Raw genomic sequence first — 26,227 nt, 5'->3', positions numbered from 1 at the left:
GCTTAGGTGGCCGGGCCGACGTCCATGCCGTCGTAGGATTCGAGCTGGTGCTCGTCGGCGAACTTGTAGAACTCCTGGTTGCGCGCGTGCAGCGTATCGACGGTGTGCTTCTCGACCTTTTCGATATGCAGCCACCACAACGCGCCCACGCCGGCTTCCGGCTTGGAGTCGTAGATGCCGACGATCTGGTAGCCCTGGGCTTTCAGCGGCACTTGGGCGGCTTCCAGCTTGGCCTTGTCGGCATCGGCAAAAAAGTAACCCCACAGCAGCGGCTTGCTGAGATCCCACGGGGCGTTGGCTTTCATGTCATCGAACAGCGTGACCATTTCTTCTTTGCTAATCATGTTTCATTCCTTGGAGCGGCGGTAGAAGCTGGCGCCCAATCGCTCGATCTGGGCCAGCAGTTCGGGGGTGTCGATCTGGTCACGTATTGCCAGATCGATCTTATAAGGTAGCAGCAGGTTGTCCAGCGCATGCTCTATTTTAAACAATAGTGACAAGGTCAGGCCGTTTCCGTCCAGGCACAGGTCAATATCGGAGCCGGGCCGGAAGTCGCCGCGTGCGCGTGAGCCGTGCAAAATGGCTTGCTCGACCTGCGGGAAACTTGCCAGCACAGTGGCAATGGCGGCTACCATGTGAGCCGGCAAACCGTGTGATGAGGCTATGGAGTCAGCGCGCATGGGACAGTGCCACCATCCGTTGCTCGAAATCGCAGAACAACGGGAAATAACTGACTGGGATGAGGGCGGCAATTTTATCGGCCGTGTGCTTGTTGTACGTGTGGGCAGACTGATTGCGGCTTTGAATCATGCCCATCCACACCTCGCCATCGCCGATCAGGCCAAGTTGAAATGCCTCGCGTGTGACATCGCGCGAGCCGTGGATGTTGTAGTTGCCCTGATAGTGAAAATAATCTTTCATGACATTCCAGGCCAACTCATGGGTGAACTCAAATGCCTTGATCATGCCTTGTTGCTCAAGCTCGTTCAGTTCCGCCTTGTCGACGAACTTCCTCAGTTGAGCCAGTGCCCGCTGATAGTTCGACAGTCGTTGCAGCCTGCGGGTGTGTTGCTCGCTCATGATGAGCACCTGGGAGGAGGCGAAATAGGTTTATTTTACCGCGTTGAAGGCGATGCGCACGTTCAGGCCGCGGCCTTCGGCGGCGTCGGCCAGGGTGATGGCGGCGCCGTGCAGGGTGGCGATGTCGTGCACGATGGCCAGGCCCAGGCCGTGGCCGCCCGGATTGCCTTCCAGCGTGGCGGCGGCGCGGTAGAACGGCGCGAATACCCGCTCGCGCTCGGCGGCGGCGATGCCGGGGCCGTTGTCTTCCACTTCCAGCGTGACGACATCGGTGCTTTCGCCCACGCGCAGGATTACGGCGCCGCCCTGCGGTGTGTAGCGCAGCGCGTTGTCCACCAGGTTTGCCAGCATTTCATGCAGCAGCAACTCCTGGCCGTGCACCAGGCATTCCTGTTCCGCTTCCAGCGACAGGTCGATGTTTTTCGCCACCGCCGCGATGGCCAGCTCCAGCCCGACCTTGCGCGCGATATCGCGCAGCGAGACCGCTGTGTTGGCGTCTTCCGCGCGGTGCTCGATGCGCGCCAAGGTCAGCAAACGGTTGGCCAGGTTGACGGTGGAGTCGGTGGTGGCCGCCATGCTGTGGACGATCTCGCGCAGCGCGGCCTTGCTCAATTCGGGATCGGCGCCCGGCCGGTCGCATTCGCGCAGCGCCAGTTCGGCCTGGGTCTTGAGCACCGTCAGCGGCGTGCGCAGCTGGTGCGAGGCATCGGCGATGAAACGCCGCTGGCTGTTGATCAGCACATGCATGCGCGAGCGCGAGCTGTTGAGCGCCGCCACCAGCGGCCGTACTTCCTTGTGGACCAGCGTGGCGTCGACATCGGAGGCGTCGTTCAGGCCGCGCGTCTCCACCGCGCTCTTTAAACTCATCAGCGGCCGCAGCACCAGCCGCACCGCGAACCACACCAGCAAGGCCACCGCCGCCAGCAGCAAGGCTTGCCACACCAGCGTATCGAACAGGATCTGGTTGGATAGCACGCGCCGCGCCTCCAGCGTTTCGCCCACCTGGATCAGGGCGATGCCGCGCATCGAGTCGTCGTAGACCGGCTGCAGCAGCGCGGCGATGCGCACCGGCTGGCCGTTGTAGTTGGCGTGGTAGAAGCGCACCAGCGCAGGGTAGGCCTGCGAGCGCGGCACGTTGGCCGGCACCGCTGGCAGGTCGCCGTAGCCGGACACCGTCTCGCCGGCGATGCCGGTCACCTTGTAGTAGATGCGGCCCAGCGTGTCGGTTTCAAAGCTGTCCAGCGCCACGTAGGGCACGTCGGCCACCACCTTGCCGTCCACCACCGAGACCCGCTCGGCCAGCGCGCGGGTGGAGGCCAGCAGCGAGCGGTCGTAGGCCGTGTCGGCCGCATCAAGCGCATTGTGGTACACCGACAGGGTGTTGAGCGCCACCAGCACCAGCAAGGGCCCCAGCAGCCAGCGCAGCAGCTGGCCGCGCAGGCTGCCCGGCATGTCGCCGGAACGCAGCCGGCGCGCAACGGCGCTGAAGACCGTCATGCCGTTAGGCCGGCGTGCCCGGCGCGCCGACGGCGGCGCGTGGCTGCAGCAGGTAGCCGATGCCGCGCAGGGTGGTGATGACGGCGGCATCCGGGCCGGGGATGTCGAGCTTCTTGCGCACCCGGTGGATGTACAGGTCGATGGCGTCGAGGTTGGCGTCGTCGCCCAGCGAGAACACCTCGTCGAACAGCTTTTCCTTGGAGACGGCGCGGCCGCTGCGGCTGATCAGCGTTTCCAGCACCGCGTGTTCGCGCGGCGTCAACGCCAGCGGATTGCCGGCGTAGGCGAACATGCGGGTGACGGTGTCGAAGGTGAGCGCGCCGCAACTGTGCACTAGCGTCTCGTTGCCGACGCTGCGCCGCAGCAGCGCCTTGACGCGCGCTTCCAGTTCCGCCAGTTCGAACGGCTTGGCCAGGTAGTCGTCGGCGCCCAGGTTCAAGCCCTGCACGCGGTCTTCCAGTCCGCCGCGCGCGGTGAGGATCAGCACCGGCGTCTTGGCGCGCGCGCCGCCGCGTGCGCGCAGGCGCTTGAGCACATCGAGCCCGTCCATGCGCGGCAAGGTCAGGTCGAGGATCACCAGCGCGTAATCCTGTGTGTGCAGCAGGGCGTCGGCGTCGGCGCCGTTGTCGGCGCATTCGACGGCCAGGTTGGCCTCGCGCAGGGCGCGGGCCAGCCAGTGCTGCAATTCGGTGTGGTCTTCAACTAACAGTATGCGCATGGTGCTTGCCAGTTCGCTCAAATAAGTGCAGGGTAAGGCCAGCATCATGGGCCGACGGCGGGCAAAAAGGAAGCCCTCAAGGTAAATGTGGCGATCAGGAGACATTGAAAGGCAATTGAAAGATTGACGCTCCTATAGTGAAGACCTGATTGCAAAAATCAGGCACACAAAAACTATATTTGGAGATATTCATGAAGAAATCCCCCCTGGCCATCGCGGCCATGGCGCTGTTTGCGGCCGCCGGTAGCGTTCAAGCCCAATCCAATGTGCAGGTCTACGGCCTGCTGGACGTCGGCATGGAAAACGCCAACAACCAGACTCCGACCGGCGGCAGCATGACCCGCGTGATTTCCGGCGGCATGAACACGTCGCGCTGGGGCCTGCGCGGCAGCGAAGACCTGGGCGGCGGCCTGAAAGCGGTGTTCAACCTCGAAGGCGGCATCCTGATGGACACCGGCGCCCAGGACGGCGCCCTGTTCAAGCGCCAGGCCAACGTCGGCCTGGAAGGCGCCTTCGGCCGCGTGGTGGTGGGCCGCTCCTTCACCAGCACCTACGACACCGTGATCGCCTTCGACCCGATGGGCTTCGCGCCGTTCTACTCGTGGGCCACCTCCGGCCCGGCCACCGGCCCAAGCAAATACGGTTTCACCACTCAGTACGACAACATCATCAAATACTCGGGCACCTTCGGCGACTGGAAGGTCGGCGCCAACTACGCCGCCGGCGAGCAGACCACCGGTGCGCAGGACAGCGCCAAGACCGGCTTTACCAGCGTCTACAAGCTGGGTGAAGTCAACCTGATGGCAACCTGGGAGCGCAACAACGGCAACACCGTGGTCGCCACCGGCAACCGTGACAAGAACACCGTGTGGCACATCGGCGCCAACTACGAAACCGGTCCAATCAAGGTGTGGGCCGTGCTGCGCGACTACAAGTTGGTGGCCGGCAAGGCGCTCACCGCCGATGTCGACGCCACCACCACCTGGGCCGGCCTCGCCTACAAGACCGGCGCCACCACGCTGACCGGCGCCGTCTACCACGTCAACGTCAAGAACGTCGCCGCCGGCAAGGACGCCGACCCGACCATGTACGTGGCGCGCTACCGTTACGCGCTGTCCAAGCGCACCGACCTGCACGTGACGGCCGCCTATGCGAAAGCGAAGAACGGCCAGCTCACCGGCCTGTCGCGCGACGACGCCGGCTTCGGCAACAGTCAGCGCGGCCTGACCATCGGCATGCAGCACCGCTACTGATGAAAACCCTGCTGGCACTCATCGGCGCATTGTGTTTCTGCGCGGTGGCCCAGGCGGCAGGCCTGGAGTGCATCGTGCCGTCCAAGCCGGGCGGCGCCATGGACCTGACCTGCAAGCTGGCGCAGAAAGGCCTGGCCGGCCTGCGCGAGACGCCCAACCCGCCGCCGTCGGATATGCACATCAGCTATCTGCCGGGCGGGATCGGCGCGGTGGCGTGGCACTCGCTGGTGTCGCGCCGCCGCACCGAGCCGAATACGCTGGTGGCGTTTTCCGGCGGCTCGCTGCTCAACCTCGCGCAGGGCAAGTTCGGCAAGGTGAAATCGTCGGACGTGCGCTGGGTGGCGGCATTGGGTGCGGACTACGGCATGATCGCCGTGCGTGCGGACTCCCCGTACAAGACGCTGCGCGACCTGGTGGCGGCATTGAAGGCGAATCCGGACAAGGTGCTGATCGGCGTCTCCGGCACCATCGGCAGCCAGGACTGGCTGAAGATGGCGCTGGTGTCGAAGAGCGCCGGCCTCGATCCCAAGGTGCTGCGCTTCGTGGCGCTGGAGGGCGGCGGCGAAGCCTTCACCGCCATGCACGCCAACTTCGTGCACGTGGTGTCCGGCGACGCCAGCGAAGCGACGCTGTACGCCGCTAGCGGCAACACGCGCGTGCTGGCGGTGCTGTCCGAACAGCGCCTGCCGGGTGTGCTGGCCAATGTGCCGACGGCGCGCGAGCAAGGCGTCGATGTAGTGTGGCCGATTATCCGCGGCGTGTGGATGGGGCCTAACGTGCCGGAAGCCGACTACCAGCGGTGGGTGGCCACGTTCGACCGCGTGCTGGCCAGCCCGCAGTTCGCGCAGATGCGTGCCAGTTCTGGTTTATATCCCTTCGGGCTGACCGGCGATGCGCTGGCGGCCTATGTCAAGAAAGCCGTGGACGACTACGGCAAACGCGCCGCCGAACTGGGTTTGGTGCGTTAAAAAACTTTGGAGATTACGATGATGTTGAAAACAACTTTGGCCGCCGCATGCGCGCTGTTCGCCGGTTCCGCACTGGCGCAGGTTCCAACCGGCTATCCGGCCGACTACCAGAAAATCATCGACGGCGCCAAGAAAGAGGGCAAGCTGGTGATCTACGGCGCCACCGACAGCAAGGCCACGCAGCCGCTGATCAAGGACTTCAGCGCCATGTATCCCGGCATCACGGTGGAATACAACGACATGAACTCCACCGAGGTGTACAACCGCTTCATCTCCGAAGTGGCGGCCGGCGGCAACACCGCCGACGCCATGTGGTCCTCGGCCATGGACCTGCAAATGCGCCTGGCCTCGGATGGCTACGCGCTGCAGTACAAATCGGTGGAAGCGTCGAAGATCCCCGGCTGGGCGGTGTGGGACGACAAGGCGTACGGCACCACCTTCGAGCCGGCCGCCATCGTCTACAACAAGCGCATGGTGGACGCCAAGGAAGTGCCGCAAACGCACGCCGACTTCGCCAAGCTGATACAGCTGCCGAAGTTCAAGGACAAGGTCACCACCTACGACATCGAAAAATCCGGCGTCGGCTTCATGTTCATGACGCAGGATGCACGCGAAAATCCTCATTTCATTGACCTGGAAAACGCCTTCGGCGTGGCCAAGGTGCGCGTGCAGTCGTCCACCGGCACCATGATGGAGCGCATCTCGTCCGGCGAGAATCTGATCGGCTACAACGTGCTCGGTTCCTACGCGCTGGTGCGCGCCAAGACCGATCCATCGATCGGCGTGGTGCTGCCGAAGGATTACACGCTGGTGATGTCGCGCGTGTTCTTCATCAACAAGGCCGCCAAGAACGTCAACGCCGCCAAGCTGTGGCTGGACTACATGCTGTCGCATCGCGGCCAGACCATCATCGCCAACGACTCCAAGCTGTTCGCGATCCGCGCCGACGTCACCGGCGAAACCACTTCGGCGGACCTGATCAAGCAGATCGGCAGCGACAAGATCAAGCCGGTGCCGGTCCATCCTATCCTGCTGCAGTTCCTGGGACCGGCCAAGCGCATGGCTTTCCTCAAGCAGTGGAAAGAAACCGCAGGCAAGAAGTAAGGATTAAACATCATGCAAACACTCGCTCACTCCGGCCGGCCAGGTATCAATTGGCCGCGCGGCGTGGTCGTGACGCTGGCTGCCGGCGTCATCTTCCTGCCGCTGTTCCTGATTTTCTATCAAAGCTTTTTGAACGCGCCGTTCTTCATGCCGGTCAAGGAGCTGGGCCTTGATGCTTACCGCTTCATCTTCGAAGATCCCGATTTCTCGATCGCCTTCAAGAACGCCTTCTACCTGGCCACCGGCCTGGCGCTGATCGCCGTGCCGCTGGGCGGCATGCTGGCCTTCCTGATGATCCGCACCGACCTGCCGGGCAAGGGCTTCATCGCGCCGCTGCTGCTGGTGCCGATTTTCGTCTCGCCGATGGTGATGGGCTTCGGCTACGTGGTGTCGATGGGACCGGTGGGCTTCTACTCGCTGTGGGCCAAGGACATCCTCGGCTTCATCCCATGGAATATCTACTCCTTCACCAGCATCGTCGTCATCGCCGGCCTGACGCACGTGCCGCACGTCTACCTGTACGCCTCGTCCGCGCTGAAAAGCCTGGGCTCGGACGTGGAGGAGGCGGCGCGCGTCTCGGGCGCCTCGCCGCTGCAGGTGATGTTCAACGTCTCGCTGCCGATGATCACCCCGGCGCTGGCCTACGCCGGCGTGCTGGTGTTCTTCCTCGGCTTCGAAGTCTTCGGCCTGGTGCTGGTGCTGGGCGACCCGGAAGGCCACATGGTGCTGGCCACCTATCTGTACAAGCTGACGAATAAACTGGGCACGCCGTCCTACCACCTGATGGCCGCCGTCGCCGTCTGCCTGGTGATGGTGACCATGCCGCTGGTGATGGTGCAGCGCTGGCTACTCAAATCGTCCAACAAATTCGTGTCGATCAAGGGCAAGGGCGCGCGTTCCAAGGCCATGCCGCTGGGCCGCTGGAAGTGGCTGGCGTTTGTCCTGATCTTCGGCTGGCTGATGTTCACCATCATCATGCCGATGTCGGGCATCGTGCTGCGCTCCTTCGTGCAGTACTGGGGCGAGGGCGTGAACCTGGCCGACGTGCTGACCTTGCAGCACTTCCGTGAAATCATCGAGCAGCCGGCGCTGATGCGCGGCATCCTGAACACGGTGCTGATCGGCGTGATCGGCGGCGCCTGCGCGGTGATCTGCTACTGTGCGATCGCGCTGGCCATGCACCGCAAGCCGGACATGATCACCCGCTTCCTCGACTACAGCGTGCTGGTGCCACGCGCCGTGCCCGGCCTGCTGGCCGGCCTGTCCTTCCTGTGGGTGTTCCTGTTCGTTCCGAGCTGGCTCGATGGCGCCCTGAAGGGCATGGACAACGGCGCCGCGCTGTGGCTGAGCGAGCATGCGATACCGGTGCTGCGTTCTCTGCGTTCGACCATCTTCGCGCTGTGGCTTGCGTATTCGGTGGTGTGGCTGGCTTACGGCATGCGCTTGATCTCGACCGCGCTGCTGCAGGTGGGACCGGAACTGGAAGAGGCGGCGCGCGCCGTCGGCGCCACCCGTGGCCGCGTCACGCGCGACGTCACCGTCCCGTTGATCAAATACGGCCTGCTGGGCGCGTGGCTGATGGTGTTCCTGATCTTCGAACGCGAATATTCGACCGGCGTGTACCTGCTGTCGCCGGGCACCGAGGTGATAGGCGCGCTGCTGGTATCGCTGTGGGCGACCGGTTCCACCGATCTGGTGGCGGCGCTATCGTTCATCAACATCTCGCTGGTGGCGATCGGCCTTGGCGTCGCGCTGCGCTTCGGCGTGAAGCTGCACAATTGAGAGAATTATTATGAAACGAGACATCATGACCAACGAACTGACCGTCAACGAGCTGCACCTGGATTACGGCACCGGCGCCAGCGCCAATCCGATTCTCAAGGGCGTATCGATGCACTTGCAGAAGGGCGAAGTGGTCGCGCTGCTGGGGCCTTCGGGCAGCGGCAAGACCACGCTGCTGCGCGCCGTGGCCGGGCTGGAAAGCCCGAAGGCCGGCACCATCAACATCGGCGAGCGCAATGTGTTCGACGGTGCGCGCGGCTTCGAGATGCCGGCCGAGCAGCGCAACCTCGGGCTGGTGTTCCAGTCCTACGCGTTGTGGCCGCACAAGACGGTGTTTGACAACGTCGCCTATGGCCTCAAGCTGCGCAAGCTGGGCGCCAGCGAGATCAAGGACAAGGTCAACGACGTGCTGAAGAACCTGGGCCTGGGCCATCTGGGCGAGCGGTATCCGCATCAGCTGTCCGGCGGCCAGCAGCAGCGTGTGGCGATTGCACGCGCGCTGGTGTACAACCCGCCGGTGATTTTGCTGGACGAGCCGCTGTCCAACCTGGACGCCAAGCTGCGCGAAGAAGCGCGCGCCTTCCTGCGCGAGCTGATTGTGCGACTCGGCCTGTCGGCGCTGATGGTGACGCACGACCAGGCCGAGGCGATGGCGATCTCGGACCGCATCCTGCTGCTCAACAACGGCAAGATCGAGCAGCAAGGCACGCCGCAAAGCATGTATGAAACGCCCGATACGCTGTTCACTGCGGAGTTCATGGGCAGTAACAACCGCCTGCCGGCGCGTGTGGTGCAGCGCGACGGCGCGCAGGTGCAGGTCGAAGTCAACGGCGTGCGCCTGCAGGCCAGTGCGCGCGGCGCGGCCAGCGGCGAGGCCACCATCATCCGGGTGGAGGAGGTGAAGGTCAGCGCCGCGCAGGTCGACAACGCGATCGAGCTGCCGCTGTTGACCTGCATGTATCTGGGCGACCGCTTCGAGTGCCTGTTCAAGAGCGCCGACGGCGAAATCAACCTGCGCGCCTATTCGCGCCACCGCCTGGAGCCGGGCCGCTACTGGCTGCAACTGCCGGCCGATAAGCTATGGGTGTTCTAGTCTTAATTTTTTGACAGCATTGCCCGGACGGCGCCGCAATCATGCGGCGCCGTTTTTTTTGTGCTTAGTCAAAACACATTAACTTTTGGCGAGAATTCGCCAGGATTTGTGCACAAGATTAGAGCAATATCAATAAAATAGTTGCCCGGCGTCTATTTTTTTGAGTGCGGCACAGATCGCTCGTTTATAATTTGAAAAGTACGCCGGCTGCATTTTGCGGCATGTGAGCGCGAGTTCGTCCCTTTTTTCACTCTGCTCTGGATATTTTTTCAACATGCGCACTCATGGCGTTCGTTTTTCCATCGCCCGGCATGCCCAATGGGCGCCCGGCCTGACCACTCCCGAGGCATGGGCCGCGTGGGCGCAGGTGCCTTATCCGATCGTCGCCGGCGAGGAGCCGGGCGTGAAGGCGATGCCGCCGATGCTGCGCCGGCGTGCCGGTTTCCTCGGCAAGATGGCGTTGGAAGTGGCTTACGCCTGCCTCGATGGCCGCAGCGATATCCCCACCGTGTTTTGTTCGCGCCATGGCGACGTGGCGCGCGCGGTGGAGTTGCTGACCGACCTGGCCAACGGCGAGCCGCTGTCGCCGACCGCTTTCGGCATGGCGGTGCACAACGCGATACCGGGCCTGTTCACCATCGCGCGCGGCGACCGCGCCAACCACATCGCGCTGGCCTCCGGCGCGGCGACCATCGAACACGCGGTGATCGAAGCCTGCGGCCTGCTGACCGACGGCGCGCCGGCGGTGCTGCTGGTGGCCTGCGACTGTCCGTTGCCGGAACTGTTTGAACCGTTCCAGGAGTGCGAGGAACAGCCGTATGCGTGGGCGTGGCTGATGACGGCCGCCGACGCTGATGTTGATCTGGTCGCGTTGGATTGGAGCGCCTGCGAGGATGCGCCGGCCGGCGGCATGCCGGGTGGCCTGCAGGTGGCGGCCTTCCTGCAGGGCGGTGCGCGCAGCCTGGAACGGTGCGACGGCCGCTTGCGCTGGCGCTGGAGCCGCGATGCTTGAAGCGCTGGGGATGCGCGCGTCGCTGTACTGGCGGGTGTTCGCCACCGGCCTCAGTTTTGTGGTGTTCGGCGTCGGCGGCCTGCTGCTGCGGGTGGCCGTGTTCCCGGCGCTGAACCTGATGGTGCGGCAGCCGGAGCGTCGAGTGGTGGCGGCGCGCATGGTGATCCGCCGCGCTTTCCGCGCCTACGTGGACCTGATGCGCGCGCTCGGCGTGCTGCGCTACGAAATCAGCGGGCTGGAAAAGCTGGAGCGGGGCGGTTTGCTGATACTGGCGAACCATCCGACACTGATCGACACCGTGTTCCTGATGGCGTTTGTGCGGAACGCAGATTGCATCGTCAAGGGCGCGCTGTGGAACAATCCGTTCACGCGCGGTCCGGTGCGTGCGGCCGGCTATATCAACAACGAGGGTGGTGCGCAGTTGGTGGACGATTGCATCGCTTCCCTGAGGCGCGGCAATAACCTGATCGTGTTCCCGGAGGGGACGCGTACGCCGGCCAATGGCGTCATCAGCATGAAGCGCGGCGCCGCCAATATCGCGGTGCGCGGCGTGCGCGATATGACGCCGGTGCTGATCCGCTGCGAGCCGCTCACGCTGGGCAAGGGCGAGAAGTGGTGGCGCGTGCCGCCGCGCCGGGTGTTGATACGGATCGACGTCCAGGACGACCTGGCGATACAGGGCTTCACCGGCGACGCCAGCGAAGTGATGGCGGCGCGCAGGTTGACCGAGTTTTTACAAAATTATTTTACGGGGAAGTGTCAAAGCCATGCTTGAACAGGAAGTGAAGGAATTGATCATCGATGTGCTCCAACTGGAGGACATCACGCCCGCCGATATCGATAGCGCGGCGCCGTTGTTTGTCGACGGCCTGGGCCTCGATTCGATCGATGCGCTGGAATTGGGCGTCGCGTTGCAGAAGAAGTACGGTATCTCGCTGTCTGCGGACTCGGAAGATACCCGCCGCCATTTCGCCTCGGTGCAGGCGCTGGCGGCGATGATTGAAAGCCATAGAAAAAAGTAAGGGGAAGTACATGATTGACTTGAATGAAATGAACAAGCAGCAGTTGCAGGCCTGGGTGGTCGACCTGCTGGCCGAGATGTTTGAACTCGACAAGGCCACGCTGACGGCCGAATCGAATCTGTACAGCGATCTCGATATCGACAGCATCGACGCGGTCGACCTGGCGGTGAAGCTCAAGCAACTGACCGGCAAGCGTCTGGCGCCGGAAGTGTTCAAGACCATCCGCACCATCGGCGACGTCGTTGAGGCGCTGGCCGGCATGACGGAGCAGGCAGCATAAGCACGATGCCGATGACTGTTCTGACGGCGGCCATTACGCTGCTGTATCCATTGGCGATCTGGTTCGGGCACGGCCAGGTGGAGCCGCGCTGGCTGGCCGGCCTGCTGTTGCTGGCGGCCGCCACGCGCCTGCCTGCGTTGAAGCTGAGCGGCGTTGCGCGCTGGTCGGTGGCCGGTGCGCTGGTGCTGGTGGCGTGCGCCATCTGGAGCAATATGCTGCTGCCGTTGAAGTTGTACCCGGTGCTGGTGAATATCGCGCTGCTGGCTGGTTTCGGCTATAGCCTGACCACGCCGGTGTCGGCGGTCGAGCGCATGGCGCGTTTGCGCGGCGGCGACTTCCCGCCGGTGGCGCAGGCGTATATGCGCAAGGTGACGCAGGTGTGGTGCGGCTTTTTCGTGATGAACGGCGCGATCGCGCTGGGCACGGCGATCTGGGCGTCGGAGGCGGTGTGGTCGCTGTATACCGGCGTGGTGTCGTATGGGCTGATGGCGTTGCTGTTCGGCGTCGAGTATCTGGTGCGCTTGCGTTTCAAGCGTTTGCATCATGTCTGATCGTATCGAGGATTTGTATGGCGCCATGGCGGCGCGGCCGGCCGATGGTCTGGTCGGCTGGTGTACCGGCGTGGCGGTCGATAATGCTGAATTCCTGGCGCGGGTGCGCGGCTGGCACGCATTGCTGTCAGTGCAGGAGGGGCGCAACTTTGCGCTGTACCTGGACGACAGCATCGAGTTCGGCGCGGCCTTGCTGGGCGCCTGGCATGCAGGGAAAACCATCTGGTTGAGCGCCGACACGCTGGAGGCTACCTGTGCTTCGTTGCGCGACGTCGTGGACGGTTTCCTCGGCCAGTTCCCGGCGTCGCTGTCGCCGCTGACGCGGTCGGCGGCTCCGGCGCAAGGGCAGGGCGCGCTGCTGGCTGGCGCGCTGGCGGGCGACTTGCCGGCGCTGGTGGTGTTCACCTCCGGCAGCACCGGCGCGGCGCAGGCCATCCCTAAAAAACTGTCGCAGGTGGCAAGCGAGGTGGCGACGCTGGAGCGGCTGTTCGGCCGCGCCGCCGGCGAAGCGGCCGTGCTGGCGACTGTCTCGCACCAGCACATTTACGGCCTGCTGTTCAAGGTGCTGTGGCCCCTGAGCAGCGCGCGCCCCATTCACGCGCTGAGCATCGCCTTCCCTGAAGAACTGGCGCCCGCCATGGCCGCCGGCCCGTGCCTGCTGATCGCCAGCCCGGCGCACCTGAAGCGCCTGCCGGACCAGTTGGACTGGAGTGGCGCAGCGCGCATGCTGCGCGGCGTGTTTTCGTCCGGCGGGCCGCTAGCGGTGGAAACCGCGATCGCCGTTGGCGGCCTGCTGGGCGAAGTGCCGGTGGAGGTCTACGGCAGCTCTGAAACCGGCGGCATCGCCTGGCGCCAGCGCAGCCGCTGCGGTGACGATTCCTGGCTACCTTTCCCCACGGTCGATTGGCGCATCGGCGCGGAGGACGGCACGCTGGAGGTCCATTCGCCGCACCTGCCGGACGACGACTGGCTGGCGCTGGCCGACCGCGCGGCGCGCGTGGAACACGGCGGTGTGCAGCGCTTCCTGCTGCTGGGCCGCGCCGACCGTATCGTCAAGATTGAAGAGAAACGCATCTCGCTGAGCGCCATGGAAGTGGCGCTGATGGCGTCTGAGCTGGTGGCCGAAGCGCGCGTGGTGCTGTGCGAGCCGGTGGCCGGTGAACGTCAGCGCCTGGCGGTGCTGGCCGTGCCGTCGGCATCCGGCCGCGCGCTGCTGGATGGGGAGGGCAAGAACGCCCTCAACGCCAAACTGCGCGCGGTGCTGGCGACCACGGTGGAAGCGGTCGCGCTGCCGCGCCGCTGGCGCTACATCGAGCAGATGCCCGTCAACGCGCAGGGCAAGGTCACGCTCGCCGCGCTACAGGCCTTGCTGGAAGGCGGCGAAGGCAGCAGCGCCGGCGCTGTCGCTGGCGACGGCGACGGCAATGGCGGCAGCGGTATTGGTGTCGGCAGCGGAGAGGCGAGCGGCCATCGCCCGCGTCTGCCGCGCGTGCGCGAGCTGGAATGCGATGCGCAGCGCGTGCTGCTGGAAATCGTGGCGCCTGCCAGCCTGCTGTACTTCGACGGACACTTCGACGCCGCGCCCATCCTGCCCGGCGTGGTGCAGATCGACTGGGCGATGCACTACGGCCGCCAGTACTTCACGCTGCCGGCCCGCTTCAAGGGCATCAACGCGCTCAAGTTCCAGCAGGTGATCCAGCCGGAGACACCGGTGCAACTGGAACTGGTACATGACGCGGCCAAGGGCGGCCTGAATTTCCGCTATATGTCCGACGCCGGCCAGCACGCCAGCGGCCGCGTGCAATTGGAGGACGGCCATGTTTAAGCCCTGCATCGTAGTCCCTGTCTACAACCACGAACACGCCATTGGCGCCGTGGTGGAGGGCCTGCTGCGCCACAGCGTGCCGGTCATCCTGGTGGACGACGGCAGCAGCGCGTCCTGCGCCACCGTGCTGGACACGCTGGCAACCACGCATGACGGCAAGGTCACGCTGGTGCGCCTGCCGCACAACCAGGGCAAGGGCGCCGCCGTGCTGGCCGGCTTCCGCCGCGCGCAGGAACTTGGCTATAGCCATGTGCTGCAAATCGACGCCGACGGCCAGCACCAGACCGCCGACGTGCCAGCCTTCCTGGCGCTGGCGGACGCGCATCCGCAAGCCATCATCTGCGGCCACCCGATCTACGACGAATCGGTGCCGAAGGCGCGCCTCTACGGCCGCTACGCCACCCATATCTGGGTATGGATCAATACCCTGTCGTTCGACATCAAGGATTCGATGTGCGGCTTCCGCGTCTACCCGGTGGCGCCGGTCGCCGCGCTGGCGGCCCGCCGCAGTATCGGGCGGCGGATGAACTTCGACACCGACATCATGGTCCGCCTGTTCTGGGACGGCGCGCAGGTGATCAATCTCGGCACGCGCGTGTCCTACCCGGCGGACGGCGTCTCGCACTTCCGCGTCTGGCGCGACAACGTCATGATCACCTGGATGCACACCAAACTGTTCTTCGGCATGCTGCCGCGCATCCCGCAGCTGCTGGCGCGAAAGTGGCAGGCCCGATGAGCGCGCGCGGACTGCACTGGGCTTCGATCAACGAAATCAGCTTCGTGGCCGGCATGCGCCTGCTGTTCTGGATCGCCCGCGTGTGCGGCCGCTGGCCGTTCCGTGCGGTGCTGTATCCGGTGCTGTGCTGGTACGTGATGACCAAGCCGCTGCCGCGCCGCGCCTCGCAGGACTACCTGGCCCGCGTGGCCGCGCACACCGGCCGCAAGCTGCCCGGCGTGCTGCACCACTTCGCCGCCTTCGGCGAGAGCATCCTCGACAAGATGCTGCTGTGGGGCGGCCTGTATGACGTCGACAGCGTCGAACTCCACGGCGGAAAAATGATCACCGACGCCGTGGCGGCGGGCAAGGGCGGGCTGCTGATCTGCGCCCACCTCGGCAACCTGGAACTGTGCCGCGTGCTGTCGCGCCAGCGGCATGACATCAAGCTGACGGTGCTGGTGCACACGCGCCACGCGCAAGCCTTCAACGACATGCTGGGCAAGCTCAATCCGGCCAGCCAGTTGAACCTGATGCAGGTGACCGAGATGTCGCCCGCCACCGCCATGCTGCTGTCGGAGCGCGTGGCGCGCGGCGAGTTCGTCGTCATCGCCGGCGACCGCGTGCCGGTGTCGCACAATCCGCGCACCGCGCTGGCGGACTTCATGGGCGCACCGGCCGCCTTCCCGGTCGGGCCGTATGTGCTGGCCAGCGTGCTGCAATGCCCTGTCTACCTGCTGTTCTCGATCCGTGAAGGACGGCGCGCGGCGGTGTACTTCGAACGCTTCCGCGAGTCGGTGCGGATTCCGCGCGTCGGCCGCGAGGAAGCCTTCAGCACGCTCGCCGCCGATTACGCGCAGCGGCTGGAGCACTACTGCCTGCGCGCGCCGCTGCAATGGTTTAACTATTACGATTTTTGGCACTCACCCCAATTGGAACGCCCAGATGCATCTCGCTGACATTGCCCAACTTGACCAGCCGTCACGCACGGTGCGCTTCGACCGCAACCGCCTGACCATCGAAGACATCGTCGACATCGCGCACGGCCGCGCCAGCGCCGCACTGTCGGATGATCCTGAATTCCGCGCCGCCATCGCGCGCGGCGCCGACTTCCTCGAACGCCTGTTGCGCGAGGACGGCACCATCTACGGCGTCACCACCGGCTATGGCGATTCCTGCACCGTGACCGTGCCGCCGGAACTGGTGGCCGAGCTGCCGCACCATTTGTACACCTATCACGGCGTCGGCCTGGGCGAATACTTCACGCCGGCGCAGACGCGCGCCATTCTGGCTTCGCGCCTGGCGTCGCTGAGCAAGGGCTACTCCGGCGTCAGCGTCGAACTGCTGCTGCAGATCACCCGCCTGCTGGACGCCGGCCTGCTGCCGTTGATCCCGTCCGAAGGCTCGGTCGGCGCCAGCGGCGACCTGACGCCGCTGTCCTACCTGGCGGCGGTGCTGTGCGGCGAGCGCGAAGTCTGGCGCGACGGCATCCACGTGCCGGCCGCGCAGGCCTTGCAGGAAGCCGACATCACGCCGCTGCGCCTGCGGCCGAAGGAAGGCCTGGCCATCATGAACGGCACCGCCGTGATGACGGCGCTGGCCTGCCTGGCCTACGACCGCGCCGACTATCTGGTTCGCCTGAGCACCCGCATCACCGCCATGGCTTCCTACGCGATGGACGGCAATGCCCACCACTTCGACGAAGTGCTGTTCGCGGCCAAGCCGCACGGCGGCATGCAGCAGGTGGCGGCGTGGCTGCGCAGCGACCTGCCGACCGATACCTGGGAACGCAACGGCAAGCGCCTGCAGGACCGCTACTCGATCCGCTGCGCGCCGCACGTGATTGGCGTGCTGGCCGACGCCATGCCGTTCTTCCGCAGCGGCATCGAGAATGAACTCAATAGCGCCAACGACAACCCGCTGATCGACGCCGACAACGAGCGCGTGCTGCACGGCGGCCATTTCTACGGCGGCCATATCGCCTTCGCCATGGACGGCATGAAGAACGCCGTCGCCAACCTGGCCGATCTGCTGGACCGCCAGATGGCGCTGCTGGTCGATAGCCGCTACAACCACGGTCTGCCGGCCAACCTGTCCGGCGCCACCGGCGCGCGCGCGCCGATCAACCACGGTTTGAAGGCGCTGCAGATCAGTGCTTCGGCGTGGACGGCGGAAGCGCTCAAGCTGACCATGCCGGCCTCGGTGTTCTCGCGTTCGACCGAATGCCACAACCAGGACAAGGTCAGCATGGGCACCATCGCCGCGCGCGACTGCCTGCGCGTGCTGGAGTTGACCGAACAGGTGGTCGCGGCGCTGCTGATCACCGTGCGCCAGGGCGTCTGGCTGCGCGGCCGGGTCAGCCCGGAACTGCAGCCGCAGGCCGCGCTGGCCGTCATGCAGGAGGCGCTGGCCGTCGACATCGCGCCCGTGGAGGAAGACCGCCGGCTGGAACCGGACCTGCGCCTGCTGCTGCAGCGCATCCGCAACAAGGCATGGGATCTGTATGCGTAAGCCGAAAGAAAGTCGCTGGTTCGCGGAAGTCGAGATGCAGGTGCAGTTCTTCGACCTGGACCCGATGGAGATCGTCTGGCATGGGCGCTACGTCAAATACCTGGAAGTAGTACGCTGCGCCTTGCTCGACAAGATAGGCTACAACTACCCGCAAATGAAGGCGTCGGGCTACGCCTGGCCGGTGATCGACATGCAGCTGCGTTACGTCGGCTCGGCCACCTTCGGCCAGAAGCTCAAGCTGCGCGCCGACATCGTCGAGTGGGAAAACCGTTTGAAGATCGATTATCTGATTACCGACGCCGACACCGGCAAGCGCCTGAACCGCGCCACCACCACCATGGTCGCCGTCGACATGGCGACCAAGGAGATGTGCTACGTGTCGCCACCCGTGCTGTTTGAAAAACTGGGAATCGAACATGAACAAGATTAAGTACATGCTGGCTGCGTTATCAGCGGCTATCGGCCTGCAGGCGCAAGCCGCCGTGCCGGCCGCGAAGATCCAGGCCATGCTGGCCAAGCCGCCCATCATGTGCGGCCGCTTCGACCAGACCAAGAACCTGGCCGGCATGAAGAAGCCACTGGCGTCCGAAGGCCGCTTCTGCGTGGTGGCGGGCAAGGGCGTGCTGTGGCGCACCCTCAAGCCTTTCCCCAGCACGCTGCGCCTGACGCGCGACGAAATCGTCAACTACCAGGGCGACCGCGTGGCGATGCGCCTGGACGCCAAGACCGAACCGACGGTCCGCGTCATCAACAACGTGCTGTTCTCGCTGCTGGCCGGTGACCTGGGCCAGCTGGACACGCTGTTCGACGGCGAAGGCAGCGTTGATGCCAATAGCTGGAATGTGTCGCTCAAGCCGCGCCAGGCGGCGCTGGAAAAAGCCATCGGCACCATCAAGCTGGAAGGCGGCAGCTACGTCAAATCCATCGTGATGAACGAGGCCGGCGGCGACCGCACCACCATCGTGTTCTCGGCCATCCAGACCGGTGAAGGCGCGATGAGCAAGGAAGAGGCGGCGCTGTTTTGACCCGTACCCGCCAACTCGCGCTGCTTTGGCTGCTGGCTGTTTGCCTGCTGCTGGGGCATAACGTCTACCTGTGGGCGGTCCAGCGCATCGCGCCGGACACCGACATCATGGCTCTGCTGCCGGTGCAGGAGCGCGACCCGGTGCTGCAGGCGTCGTTCAGCCACATGGTCGATGCGGCGCAACAGCGGCTGATCGTGCTGGTGGGCGCGGACGATTGGCAGGACGCCACCCGCGCCGCCGACGCCTACAGCGCCGTGCTGGCCGCGCGCAAGGATATCTTCGCCTCGACGCCGATCGGCGAGCAGACGCAGAGCGACTGGCTGGCGCTGTTCCAGCAGCACCGCTTGACGTTGTTGACGGCGCAGCAGGAAGCGCAGCTGCGCGAACAACCATCGCAATTCTGGCTGGACGCCGCGCTGGCCAAGCTGTATGCGCCGTTCGGCGGTCCCAAACTCGGCGCATGGCAGGACGATCCATTCGGCCTGTTCGCCGGCTGGGTGCAGGAGCGTGCGCAGGAAACGCCGGTGCGTCCGCGCGACGGCCATCTGTTCGTGGCCGACGGCGCGCGCCAGTACGTGCTGCTTCCGCTAACGCTAAAAGTGCCCGCACTGTCGATGACGGCGCAGGACACCGTGCTGCCGCTGCTGCGCCAGGCCGGCGATGCCGCGCGCAAGGCCACGCCGAAAGTGGAACTGATCGAGGCCGGCGTGATCCTGCACGCGGCCAGTGCCAGCGGCAAGGCCAGCGCCGAGGCGTCCACCATCGGCATCGGCTCGCTGCTCGGCATCATTGTGCTGATGTGGTTCGTATTCCATTCCTTTAAACCGATTTCGCTGATCCTGCTGTCGATCGGTATCGGCTTCCTGGGCGCGCTGTCGGTGTGCTGGATGCTGTTCGGGCATGTCCATCTCATGACGCTGGTGTTCGGCGCAAGCCTGATCGGCGTGGCGCAGGACTACGGCATCTACTTCCTTTGCAACCGCCTCTCCGCCGATGAAAAGACCGACTCGCCGGCGCTGCTGAAACGCCTGCTGCCGGGCCTGAGCCTGACGCTGCTGGCGGCGGTGATCGGCTACATGGGCCTGGGCCTGACGCCGTTCCCCGGCCTGCGCCAGATGGCGGTGTTCTCGGCGCTGGGATTGGTGTTCGCGTGGCTGACGGTGGTGTTCTGGTTCCCGCTGCTGATCGGCGGCCGGACCTTGAAAAGCGGTGGCCTGGTGCGCGCGTATGGCGCGGCCCTGCAGCGCTGGCCGCTGCTGCGCTTCAACCGCGCCACGCTGGTGGCCGCCGTGGTGTTCGTGCTGGCCGCCGGTTACGGCATCAGCCGCCTGGGCGCCAACGACGATATCCGCCTGCTGCAAAATCCGCCCAAGCACCTGATCGACGACCAGATCAAATTGAGCCGGCTGCTGGACGCGCCGACGCCGGTGCAGTACTTCCTGGTGCGCGGCGATTCGGCCGAGATGGTGCTGCAGCGCGAGGAGCAGATCAAGGCGCGGCTCGACTCGCTGATCGCGGCCAAGCGCTTGTCCGGCTATCAGGCCGTGTCCAACTGGGTGCCGTCGGCGCGCACGCAGGCCGCGCGCCGCGCGCTGGTCGAGCAAAAGCTGCTGGCCAGCGACGGCCCGTTGCAAGGCGTGGCCGCGCAGGCGGGCGAGGATGCGCAATGGATCGCGGCCACCCGCGAGGGCTTGCTGGCCGCCGCTGCACCACTGACGCTGGATGCTTTCCTGGCCTCGCCGGCCAGCGAGCCGTGGCGCCACCTGTGGCTGGGCGAAAGCCAGGACGCCGGCGGCCGCGTGTACGCCAGCATCGTCGCGCTGCGCGGCTTGAGCGGCGCTGCGGCGCCGCAGGTGCTGATGGCGGCCGAAGGCTTGGATGGCGTGCAGTGGGTCGACAAGGTGGCCGAGATTTCCTCGGTGCTGGGCCGCTACCGCGCGTATATGAGCTGGGTGGTGGCGGGCGCCTATCTGGTGGTGTTCGCGCTGCTGTTCCGCCGCTATCGCAGCCGTACCTGGCGCGTGCTGGCGCCGACCGCGCTGGCCAGCCTGGCGACGCTGGCGCTGCTGGGCTACAGCGGTCAGCACCTGCAGCTGTTTCATGTGCTGGCGTTGATGCTGTTGCTGGGCGTCGGCGTCGACTACGGCATCTTCATGCAGGAGCACCCGGACCGGCGCGACCATACGCCGTGGCTGGCGGTCGGCATGTCGGCGGCCAATACGATTCTTTCCTTCGGCCTGCTCGGCCTGAGCTCCACGCCGGCGTTGCAGGCATTCGGCCTGACGATGCTGCTGGGGACCGCGCTGGTCTGGCTGATCGTTCCATGCTTCGGCTCACATCCACCAGAAAGAAACCATGACTGACGCATCGCCTATCGAAACAGCTGAAATCCTGATTGTCGGCGCCGGGCCGGCGGGCGCGGTGGCTGCGGCCCTACTGCGCCAGCAGGGCCGGCAGGTGCTGGTGATCGAGCGTGAGCAGTTCCCGCGCTTTTCCATCGGCGAGAGCCTGCTGCCGCAAAGTATGGCCTACCTGGAGCAGGCGGGCATGCTGCGAGCGGTGGTGGAAGCGGGTTTCCAGTTCAAGAACGGCGCCGCATTCATGCGTGACGGTTGCTACACCGATTTCGATTTCCGCGACAAGCACTCGGAAGGCTGGGGCACCACCTACCAGGTGCAGCGCGCCGACTTCGATCACATTCTGGCGAAGGAGGCCGAGCGCTTCGGCGCGGAGGTGCGCTATCGCCACGAGGTGCTGAACATCGAGCTGGGACAGGGCGCCAACGGCGGCGCGCGCGTCACCGTGCGCCACGCAGACGGCCATGATTACGCCGTCGATGCAGGCTTCATCCTCGACGCCAGCGGCTTTGGCCGCATCTTGCCACGCTTACTGAAGCTGGAGACGCCGTCCAACTTTCCGGTGCGCGGCGCCATCTTCACGCACGTCGAAGACGGCATCCGCGACACGGGATTCGACCGCAACAAGATCCGCGTGACCGTGCATCCCAAGCATTGCGACGTCTGGTTCTGGACCATTCCGTTCGCCGGCGGCCGCTGCTCGCAGGGCGTGGTGGCGGAGACCAGCTTCCTCGACCGCTACCAGGGCACGCCGACCGAGCGCCTGCAGGCCATCGTGGCGGAAGAGCCGTCGCTGCACGCCTTGCTGGGCAACGCCAAGTGGGACACGCCGGCGCGCCAGATCACCGGCTATTCGGCCAACGTGGAAAAACTGTGGGGCCAGGGTTACGCGCTGCTGGGCAACGCCGGCGAATTCCTCGATCCGGTGTTCTCATCGGGCGTGACCATCGCCTTCAAATCGGCCAGCCTGGCGGCGGCCGCGCTGCAACGCCAGTTCGCCGGCGAGACGGTGGACTGGCAGGCCGATTACGGCGCACCGCTGCGCAAGGGCGTGGACACCTTCCGCGCCTTCGTCGAGTCGTGGTACGCGGGTGGCTTTCAGAAAATCCTGTTCCATGAGCAGAAGCAGCCGGAGGTCAAGCGCATGATCGCGTCCATCCTGGCCGGCTATGCCTGGGACTTGAGCAATCCGCTGGTGAAGGAAACGTCGCGCCGGCTGGCGGCGCTGGAGGCCTTATGTTCGCCGGCCTGATGACACACCGCTTGCGCGCGCCAGCGGTGATAGCGGCATTGGCGGCGACGCTGCTGCTGGGCGCCTGCGCCAGCACCGCGCCACCGCCGCAGGCGCGGCTCGGCCTCAAGCTGGCGCCTGCGACGCTGGGCGCATCCATCAGCGTGCAGCAGCACCTGAAGGTGGAGCGCAACGGCCGCACCGATGATCTGGACGTGGCCCTGCAGGTGGAGCCGGACGCCATCGATGTCGTCGGCCTGGCCTTCGGCCAGCGCGTGCTGACGCTGCGCTACGACGGCAAGGAGTTGACCTCGTGGCGGCATGTGATGCTGCCGTCGCAGGTGCGCGCCGAGGACGTGCTGGAGGACATGCAGCTGACGCTATGGCCGGCCGAGGCCATCGCCGCCGCGCTGCCGGCCGGCTGGCGGGTGGCGGAGCAGGGCAGCAAGCGAACCCTGTACCTGGCCGATGAGCCTATCATGGAGATAGCCTACAGCGGCACGCCGCGCTGGAGCGGCACGGTGGTGTTGGAAAACCTGCGATATCACTATAAGCTCACGATACAGTTTGCACCCGAGACCTGAATGTTGAATATCTACCTGAACGATTGCGGCATCATCTGCGCATTGGGCGACAGCCACGCGCAGGTCAAGGCACGCCTGTACGCCGGCGAACCCGGCGTGGCGGCGACCAGCCGCTGGTCGTCCGGACGCGCGCTGCCGCTGGGCGCCGTGCAGCCGGAATTGCCTTCGGTGGCGCACCTGCCGCCTCATCAGCGCAGCCGCAACAACGCGTTGGTGCTGGCCGCGCTGGCGCAGATCCGTCCTGCGGTGCAGGCGGCGATTGTGCGCTACGGCGCGGAGCGCGTCGGCGTGGTGCTCGGCACCAGCACCTCCGGCATCGGCGAGACCGAGCTGGCGGTGGGCCGGCATGCGGCGGTTGGCGCGCTGCCGGCGGACTTCCATTATGCGATGCAGGAGATGGGATCGCCGGCCGAGATGCTGGCCCGGGAGTTGGGCCTGCGCGGCCCGGCCTATGTGCATTCGAGCGCCTGTTCGTCCAGCGCCAAGGCCATGGCCAGCGCCGCGCGCCTGATCCGCATGGGCTTGTGCGACGCGGTGATCACCGGCGGCGCCGATTCCTTGTGCAGTTTTACGGTGGCCGGATTCGCGGCGCTGGAATCGGTCAGCCCGGAGCAGTGCAATCCAATGAGCGCCAACCGGCGCGGCATCAATATCGGCGAGGGCGCGGCGTTGTTCCTGATGACTGCCGATGCAGGGGCGGGAGCGGCGCCGGTGGCGCTGTTGGGCTGGGGCGAATCGTCCGACGGCCATCACATGTCGGCGCCCGATCCGGCCGGCGAAGGCGCGCGGCTGGCTATGACGCAGGCTTTGCAGCGCGCCGGCTTGCAGCCGTCGCAGATCGACTACATCAATATGCACGGCACGGCCACGCCGCAGAACGATGCGATGGAGTCGAAGGTGATCGAGGGCCTGTTCGGCTGCGAGGTGCCGGTCAGCTCGACCAAGCCGTTCACCGGCCACACGCTGGGCGCGGCCGCCGCGATCGAGGCGGCGCTGTGCTGGCTGGCGATGCAGGACGATAATCCGCAAGGCCGACTACCACCGCACCTGTGGGACGGCGCCGCCGACGGCGCGCTGCCGGCCCTGAATCTGGCGCCGGTCGGCGCCACGCTGGGCCGGCCGCTGCGCCATGTGCTGAGCAGCTCCTTCGCCTTCGGCGGATCGAACGCGGTGCTGGTGCTGGGGAGATCGGTATGAACATGCCAGAGATCCAAACACTGGTGCCGCACTCCGGCCAGATGGTGATGCTCGACCGTGCGCTGAGCGCGGACACCGACAACCTGCGCGCCGAAGTGCGCATCCACGCCGGCAGCATGCTGGCGGATGAAACCGGCGTTGGCGCCTGGGTCGGCATCGAATACATGGCGCAGGCCATCGCCGCGCATGCGGGCTGGCTGGCGTTGCAGCGCGGAGGGGAGGTCAAGGTCGGCTTCCTGCTAGGATCGCGCAAGTACGAGGCCAAGGTATCGCAGTTCGCGTTGGGCGAGGTGCTGCACGTGCATGTGCACCGCGTGCTGCAGGCCGAGAACGGCCTGGGCGCGTTCGAGTGCCGCATCGATATCGCCGGCGGCATGGCCGCTGCGGCGACGGCCACGGTGACGGTGTTCCAGCCGGCTAATGTCAATCAATTTCTCAAAGATGGAAATGTAGGATGAATCAGAATAAATCCATGAGCGTTCTGGTAACGGGATCGTCGCGCGGCATCGGCAAGGCGATCGCGCTGCGCCTGGCGCGCGACGGCTACGACGTGGTGCTGCATTGCCGCAGCCAGCGCGCCGAAGCCGATGCGGTGGCGCAGGAGATCGAGGCCATGGGCCGCGCCGCGCGCGTGCTGCAGTTCGACATCAGCGACCGCGCGGCCACCGCCGCCGCGCTGGAGGCGGACATCGGGCAGCACGGCTGCTACTACGGCGTGGTGTGCAACGCCGGCGTGGCGCGCGACAATGCCTTCCCCGCCATGTCCGGCGAGGATTGGGACATCGTGCTGCAAACGAACCTGGATGGTTTCTACAACGTGCTCAATCCGCTGGTCATGCCCATGGTCCAGCGCCGCAAGCCGGGACGCATCGTCACGCTGGCATCGGTGTCGGGCCTGATCGGCAATCGCGGGCAGGTCAACTACAGCGCGGCCAAGGCCGGCATCATCGGCGCCACCAAGGCGCTGGCGCTGGAGCTGGCCAAACGCGCCATCACCGTCAACTGCGTGGCGCCGGGGCTGATCGAAACCGATATGATCGAGGATGTGCCGATGGACGAAGTGCTGAAGATGATTCCGGCGCGGCGCGTCGGCAAGCCGGACGAGGTGGCGGCCGCCGTCAGTTTCCTGGTCGGCGAAGAGGCGGGCTACATCACGCGCCAGGTCATCTCCGTCAATGGCGGTCTGGCATGAGCCGCCGCGTCGCCGTCACCGGCATGGCCGGCATTAGCCCGATCGGCAACGACTGGGCTGCGATCCGCGAGCGCCTCGGCGAGTACCGCAACGCCGTGGTGCGCATGGCCGATTGGGAAGACTACGAGGGCCTGAACACGCGTCTGGGTGCACCCGCAGCACCGTTCGAACTGAATGAAAAATACAACCGCAAGGCGATCCGCAGCATGGGCCGCGTGGCGTTGATGGCGACCCGCGCCACCGAGCTGGCCTTGGCCGATGCGGGACTGCTGGAGCATCCGCTGCTCAAGAACGGCGGCATGGGCGTGTCCTTCGGTTCCTCGGCCGGCACGCCGAGCGCCATCGGCGACTTCGGCCGCATGATGGAGGAGCGCACCACCAAGGGCATCAACGCCACCACCTACATCAAGATGATGGCGCACACGGCGCCGGTCAACATCGGTGTGTTCTTCGGGATTACCGGGCGTGTGATCACCACCTCCAGCGCCTGCACCTCGGGCAGCCAGGGCATCGGCTATGCGTACGAGGCGATCAAGGGTGGCAAGCAGGTGGCCATGGTGGCCGGCGGCGCCGAGGAACTGTGCGCCACCGAGGCGGCGGTGTTCGATACGCTGTTCGCCACCAGCACCCGCAACGACGCCGGCAGCACCACGCCGCGTCCCTTCGACGGCGGGCGTGACGGCCTGGTGATCGGCGAGGGTGCGGGCTGTCTGATCCTGGAAGACCTGGAGCACGCGCAGGCGCGCGGCGCCGTCATTCACGCGGAGCTGGTGGGCTTCGGCACCAACAGCGACGGCTGCCACGTCACGCAGCCGAATGCGGCCACCATGCAGATCGCGATGCAGCTGGCCTTGCAGGACGCCGGGCTGCAGCCGTCGGACATCGGCTATGTCAACGCGCACGGCACCGGCACGCAGCAGGGCGACATCGCCGAATCGCAGGCGACGCTGGCGGTGTTCGGCGGCGCCACGCCTATCAGTTCTTTGAAGAGTTATATGGGCCACACGCTGGGCGCGTGCGGTGCGCTGGAAGCCTGGATCAGCATCGAGATGATGCGCGAGGGCTGGTTCGCGCCGACCATCAACCTGGACGCGGTCGATGCGGAGTGCGCGGCGCTGGACTACATCGCCGGCGAAGGCCGTGCGCTGCAATGCGAGTACGTCATGTCGAATAACTTCGCCTTCGGCGGCATCAACACGTCGCTGATTTTCAAACGTTACGCCAACTAAG

General features: G+C 65.6%; 28 protein-coding genes. 23 read left to right on the top strand and 5 right to left on the bottom strand.

Features of this window, described 5'->3' with window-relative positions:
• Positions 1-2: 2 nt before the first annotated feature.
• Genes ACXZ1M_RS05265 through ACXZ1M_RS05245 form a run of 5 tightly spaced genes read right to left on the bottom strand, consistent with a single transcriptional unit; the run spans position 3 to position 3,295 of the window.
• Entirely contained in the window at positions 3-344 is a 342-nt protein-coding gene (locus ACXZ1M_RS05265) for a ribonuclease E inhibitor RraB (RefSeq protein WP_459052142.1), read from the bottom strand.
• 3 nt (positions 345-347) lie between these two features.
• A complete protein-coding gene (locus ACXZ1M_RS05260) occupies positions 348-635 on the bottom strand; it encodes a nucleotidyltransferase family protein (RefSeq protein ID WP_459052141.1) in 288 nt (95 codons plus the stop codon).
• A gap of 34 nt (positions 636-669) precedes the next feature.
• Positions 670-1,080, bottom strand: coding sequence for a nucleotidyltransferase substrate binding protein (locus tag ACXZ1M_RS05255; RefSeq protein ID WP_459052140.1), 411 nt, complete (start codon positions 1,078-1,080; stop codon positions 670-672).
• A gap of 30 nt (positions 1,081-1,110) precedes the next feature.
• Positions 1,111-2,577: a sensor histidine kinase gene (locus ACXZ1M_RS05250; RefSeq protein ID WP_459052139.1), complete on the bottom strand. Its 1,467-nt coding sequence runs from the start codon at positions 2,575-2,577 to the stop codon at positions 1,111-1,113.
• Positions 2,578-2,581: 4 nt separating this feature from the next.
• Positions 2,582-3,295, bottom strand: coding sequence for a response regulator (locus tag ACXZ1M_RS05245; protein WP_459052138.1), 714 nt, complete (start codon positions 3,293-3,295; stop codon positions 2,582-2,584).
• 191 nt (positions 3,296-3,486) lie between these two features.
• Between ACXZ1M_RS05245 and ACXZ1M_RS05240 the strand changes: the two genes are divergently transcribed.
• The 23 genes from ACXZ1M_RS05240 to ACXZ1M_RS05130 all read left to right on the top strand — a co-directional run bounded on the left by ACXZ1M_RS05240 (position 3,487) and on the right by ACXZ1M_RS05130 (position 26,226).
• A complete protein-coding gene (locus tag ACXZ1M_RS05240; protein ID WP_459052137.1) occupies positions 3,487-4,548 on the top strand; it encodes a porin in 1,062 nt (353 codons plus the stop codon).
• Positions 4,548-5,516, top strand: coding sequence for a Bug family tripartite tricarboxylate transporter substrate binding protein (locus ACXZ1M_RS05235; protein WP_459052136.1), 969 nt, complete (start codon positions 4,548-4,550; stop codon positions 5,514-5,516). The genes ACXZ1M_RS05240 and ACXZ1M_RS05235 overlap by 1 nt, the downstream gene beginning before the upstream one ends.
• Positions 5,517-5,534: 18 nt before the next feature.
• A complete protein-coding gene (locus ACXZ1M_RS05230; RefSeq protein WP_459052135.1) occupies positions 5,535-6,620 on the top strand; it encodes an ABC transporter substrate-binding protein in 1,086 nt (361 codons plus the stop codon).
• A 12-nt stretch (positions 6,621-6,632) separates the two neighbouring features.
• On the top strand, positions 6,633-8,402 hold the full coding sequence (locus ACXZ1M_RS05225; protein ID WP_459052134.1) for an ABC transporter permease: 1,770 nt from the start codon (positions 6,633-6,635) through the stop codon (positions 8,400-8,402).
• A 25-nt stretch (positions 8,403-8,427) separates the two neighbouring features.
• Positions 8,428-9,495, top strand: coding sequence for an ABC transporter ATP-binding protein (locus ACXZ1M_RS05220; RefSeq protein WP_459052133.1), 1,068 nt, complete (start codon positions 8,428-8,430; stop codon positions 9,493-9,495).
• A 274-nt stretch (positions 9,496-9,769) separates the two neighbouring features.
• Positions 9,770-10,507 (top strand): beta-ketoacyl synthase chain length factor, encoded by a 738-nt coding sequence (locus ACXZ1M_RS05215; RefSeq protein ID WP_459052132.1) that lies wholly within the window; start codon positions 9,770-9,772, stop codon positions 10,505-10,507.
• Positions 10,500-11,282 (top strand): lysophospholipid acyltransferase family protein, encoded by a 783-nt coding sequence (locus tag ACXZ1M_RS05210; RefSeq protein WP_459052131.1) that lies wholly within the window; start codon positions 10,500-10,502, stop codon positions 11,280-11,282. The genes ACXZ1M_RS05215 and ACXZ1M_RS05210 overlap by 8 nt, the downstream gene beginning before the upstream one ends.
• Complete coding sequence (locus ACXZ1M_RS05205) at positions 11,275-11,529, top strand: phosphopantetheine-binding protein (RefSeq protein WP_459052130.1); 255 nt, start codon at positions 11,275-11,277, stop codon at positions 11,527-11,529. The genes ACXZ1M_RS05210 and ACXZ1M_RS05205 overlap by 8 nt, the downstream gene beginning before the upstream one ends.
• A gap of 10 nt (positions 11,530-11,539) precedes the next feature.
• Positions 11,540-11,809 (top strand): acyl carrier protein, encoded by a 270-nt coding sequence (locus tag ACXZ1M_RS05200; RefSeq protein WP_459052129.1) that lies wholly within the window; start codon positions 11,540-11,542, stop codon positions 11,807-11,809.
• 5 nt (positions 11,810-11,814) lie between these two features.
• Complete coding sequence (locus ACXZ1M_RS05195) at positions 11,815-12,360, top strand: COG4648 family protein (RefSeq protein ID WP_459052128.1); 546 nt, start codon at positions 11,815-11,817, stop codon at positions 12,358-12,360.
• On the top strand, positions 12,353-14,185 hold the full coding sequence (locus ACXZ1M_RS05190; RefSeq protein WP_459052127.1) for an AMP-binding protein: 1,833 nt from the start codon (positions 12,353-12,355) through the stop codon (positions 14,183-14,185). Before ACXZ1M_RS05195 ends, ACXZ1M_RS05190 begins: the two co-directional genes overlap by 8 nt.
• Positions 14,178-14,921, top strand: coding sequence for a glycosyltransferase family 2 protein (locus ACXZ1M_RS05185; RefSeq protein WP_459052126.1), 744 nt, complete (start codon positions 14,178-14,180; stop codon positions 14,919-14,921). The genes ACXZ1M_RS05190 and ACXZ1M_RS05185 overlap by 8 nt, the downstream gene beginning before the upstream one ends.
• Positions 14,918-15,859, top strand: coding sequence for an LpxL/LpxP family acyltransferase (locus ACXZ1M_RS05180; RefSeq protein ID WP_459052125.1), 942 nt, complete (start codon positions 14,918-14,920; stop codon positions 15,857-15,859). The genes ACXZ1M_RS05185 and ACXZ1M_RS05180 overlap by 4 nt, the downstream gene beginning before the upstream one ends.
• Entirely contained in the window at positions 15,846-17,411 is a 1,566-nt protein-coding gene (locus ACXZ1M_RS05175; protein WP_459052124.1) for an HAL/PAL/TAL family ammonia-lyase, read from the top strand. Before ACXZ1M_RS05180 ends, ACXZ1M_RS05175 begins: the two co-directional genes overlap by 14 nt.
• On the top strand, positions 17,404-17,841 hold the full coding sequence (locus ACXZ1M_RS05170; protein WP_373988257.1) for an acyl-CoA thioesterase: 438 nt from the start codon (positions 17,404-17,406) through the stop codon (positions 17,839-17,841). The genes ACXZ1M_RS05175 and ACXZ1M_RS05170 overlap by 8 nt, the downstream gene beginning before the upstream one ends.
• Complete coding sequence (locus ACXZ1M_RS05165) at positions 17,828-18,436, top strand: outer membrane lipoprotein carrier protein LolA (protein ID WP_459052123.1); 609 nt, start codon at positions 17,828-17,830, stop codon at positions 18,434-18,436. Before ACXZ1M_RS05170 ends, ACXZ1M_RS05165 begins: the two co-directional genes overlap by 14 nt.
• Positions 18,433-20,799: an MMPL family transporter gene (locus tag ACXZ1M_RS05160; RefSeq protein WP_459052122.1), complete on the top strand. Its 2,367-nt coding sequence runs from the start codon at positions 18,433-18,435 to the stop codon at positions 20,797-20,799. The genes ACXZ1M_RS05165 and ACXZ1M_RS05160 overlap by 4 nt, the downstream gene beginning before the upstream one ends.
• Positions 20,792-22,045, top strand: coding sequence for an NAD(P)/FAD-dependent oxidoreductase (locus ACXZ1M_RS05155; RefSeq protein WP_459052121.1), 1,254 nt, complete (start codon positions 20,792-20,794; stop codon positions 22,043-22,045). The genes ACXZ1M_RS05160 and ACXZ1M_RS05155 overlap by 8 nt, the downstream gene beginning before the upstream one ends.
• On the top strand, positions 22,030-22,608 hold the full coding sequence (locus ACXZ1M_RS05150; RefSeq protein WP_459052120.1) for a DUF3261 domain-containing protein: 579 nt from the start codon (positions 22,030-22,032) through the stop codon (positions 22,606-22,608). Before ACXZ1M_RS05155 ends, ACXZ1M_RS05150 begins: the two co-directional genes overlap by 16 nt.
• Entirely contained in the window at positions 22,609-23,805 is a 1,197-nt protein-coding gene (locus ACXZ1M_RS05145; RefSeq protein WP_459052119.1) for a beta-ketoacyl-ACP synthase, read from the top strand.
• Positions 23,802-24,263 carry an ApeP family dehydratase gene (locus tag ACXZ1M_RS05140; protein WP_459052118.1) on the top strand — a complete coding sequence of 154 codons (462 nt, stop codon included), beginning with the start codon at positions 23,802-23,804 and terminating at the stop codon, positions 24,261-24,263. The genes ACXZ1M_RS05145 and ACXZ1M_RS05140 overlap by 4 nt, the downstream gene beginning before the upstream one ends.
• A complete protein-coding gene (gene fabG / locus ACXZ1M_RS05135) occupies positions 24,260-24,997 on the top strand; it encodes a 3-oxoacyl-ACP reductase FabG (RefSeq protein WP_459052117.1) in 738 nt (245 codons plus the stop codon). Before ACXZ1M_RS05140 ends, fabG begins: the two co-directional genes overlap by 4 nt.
• Complete coding sequence (locus ACXZ1M_RS05130) at positions 24,994-26,226, top strand: beta-ketoacyl-ACP synthase (RefSeq protein WP_459052116.1); 1,233 nt, start codon at positions 24,994-24,996, stop codon at positions 26,224-26,226. The genes fabG and ACXZ1M_RS05130 overlap by 4 nt, the downstream gene beginning before the upstream one ends.
• The last annotated feature ends 1 nt before the right edge of the window (position 26,227 follow it).

Source organism: Duganella paludis (assembly GCF_054461335.1).
Note: the sequence above shows the minus strand (reverse complement) of the source record. Positions and strands in the feature narration are given on the sequence as shown.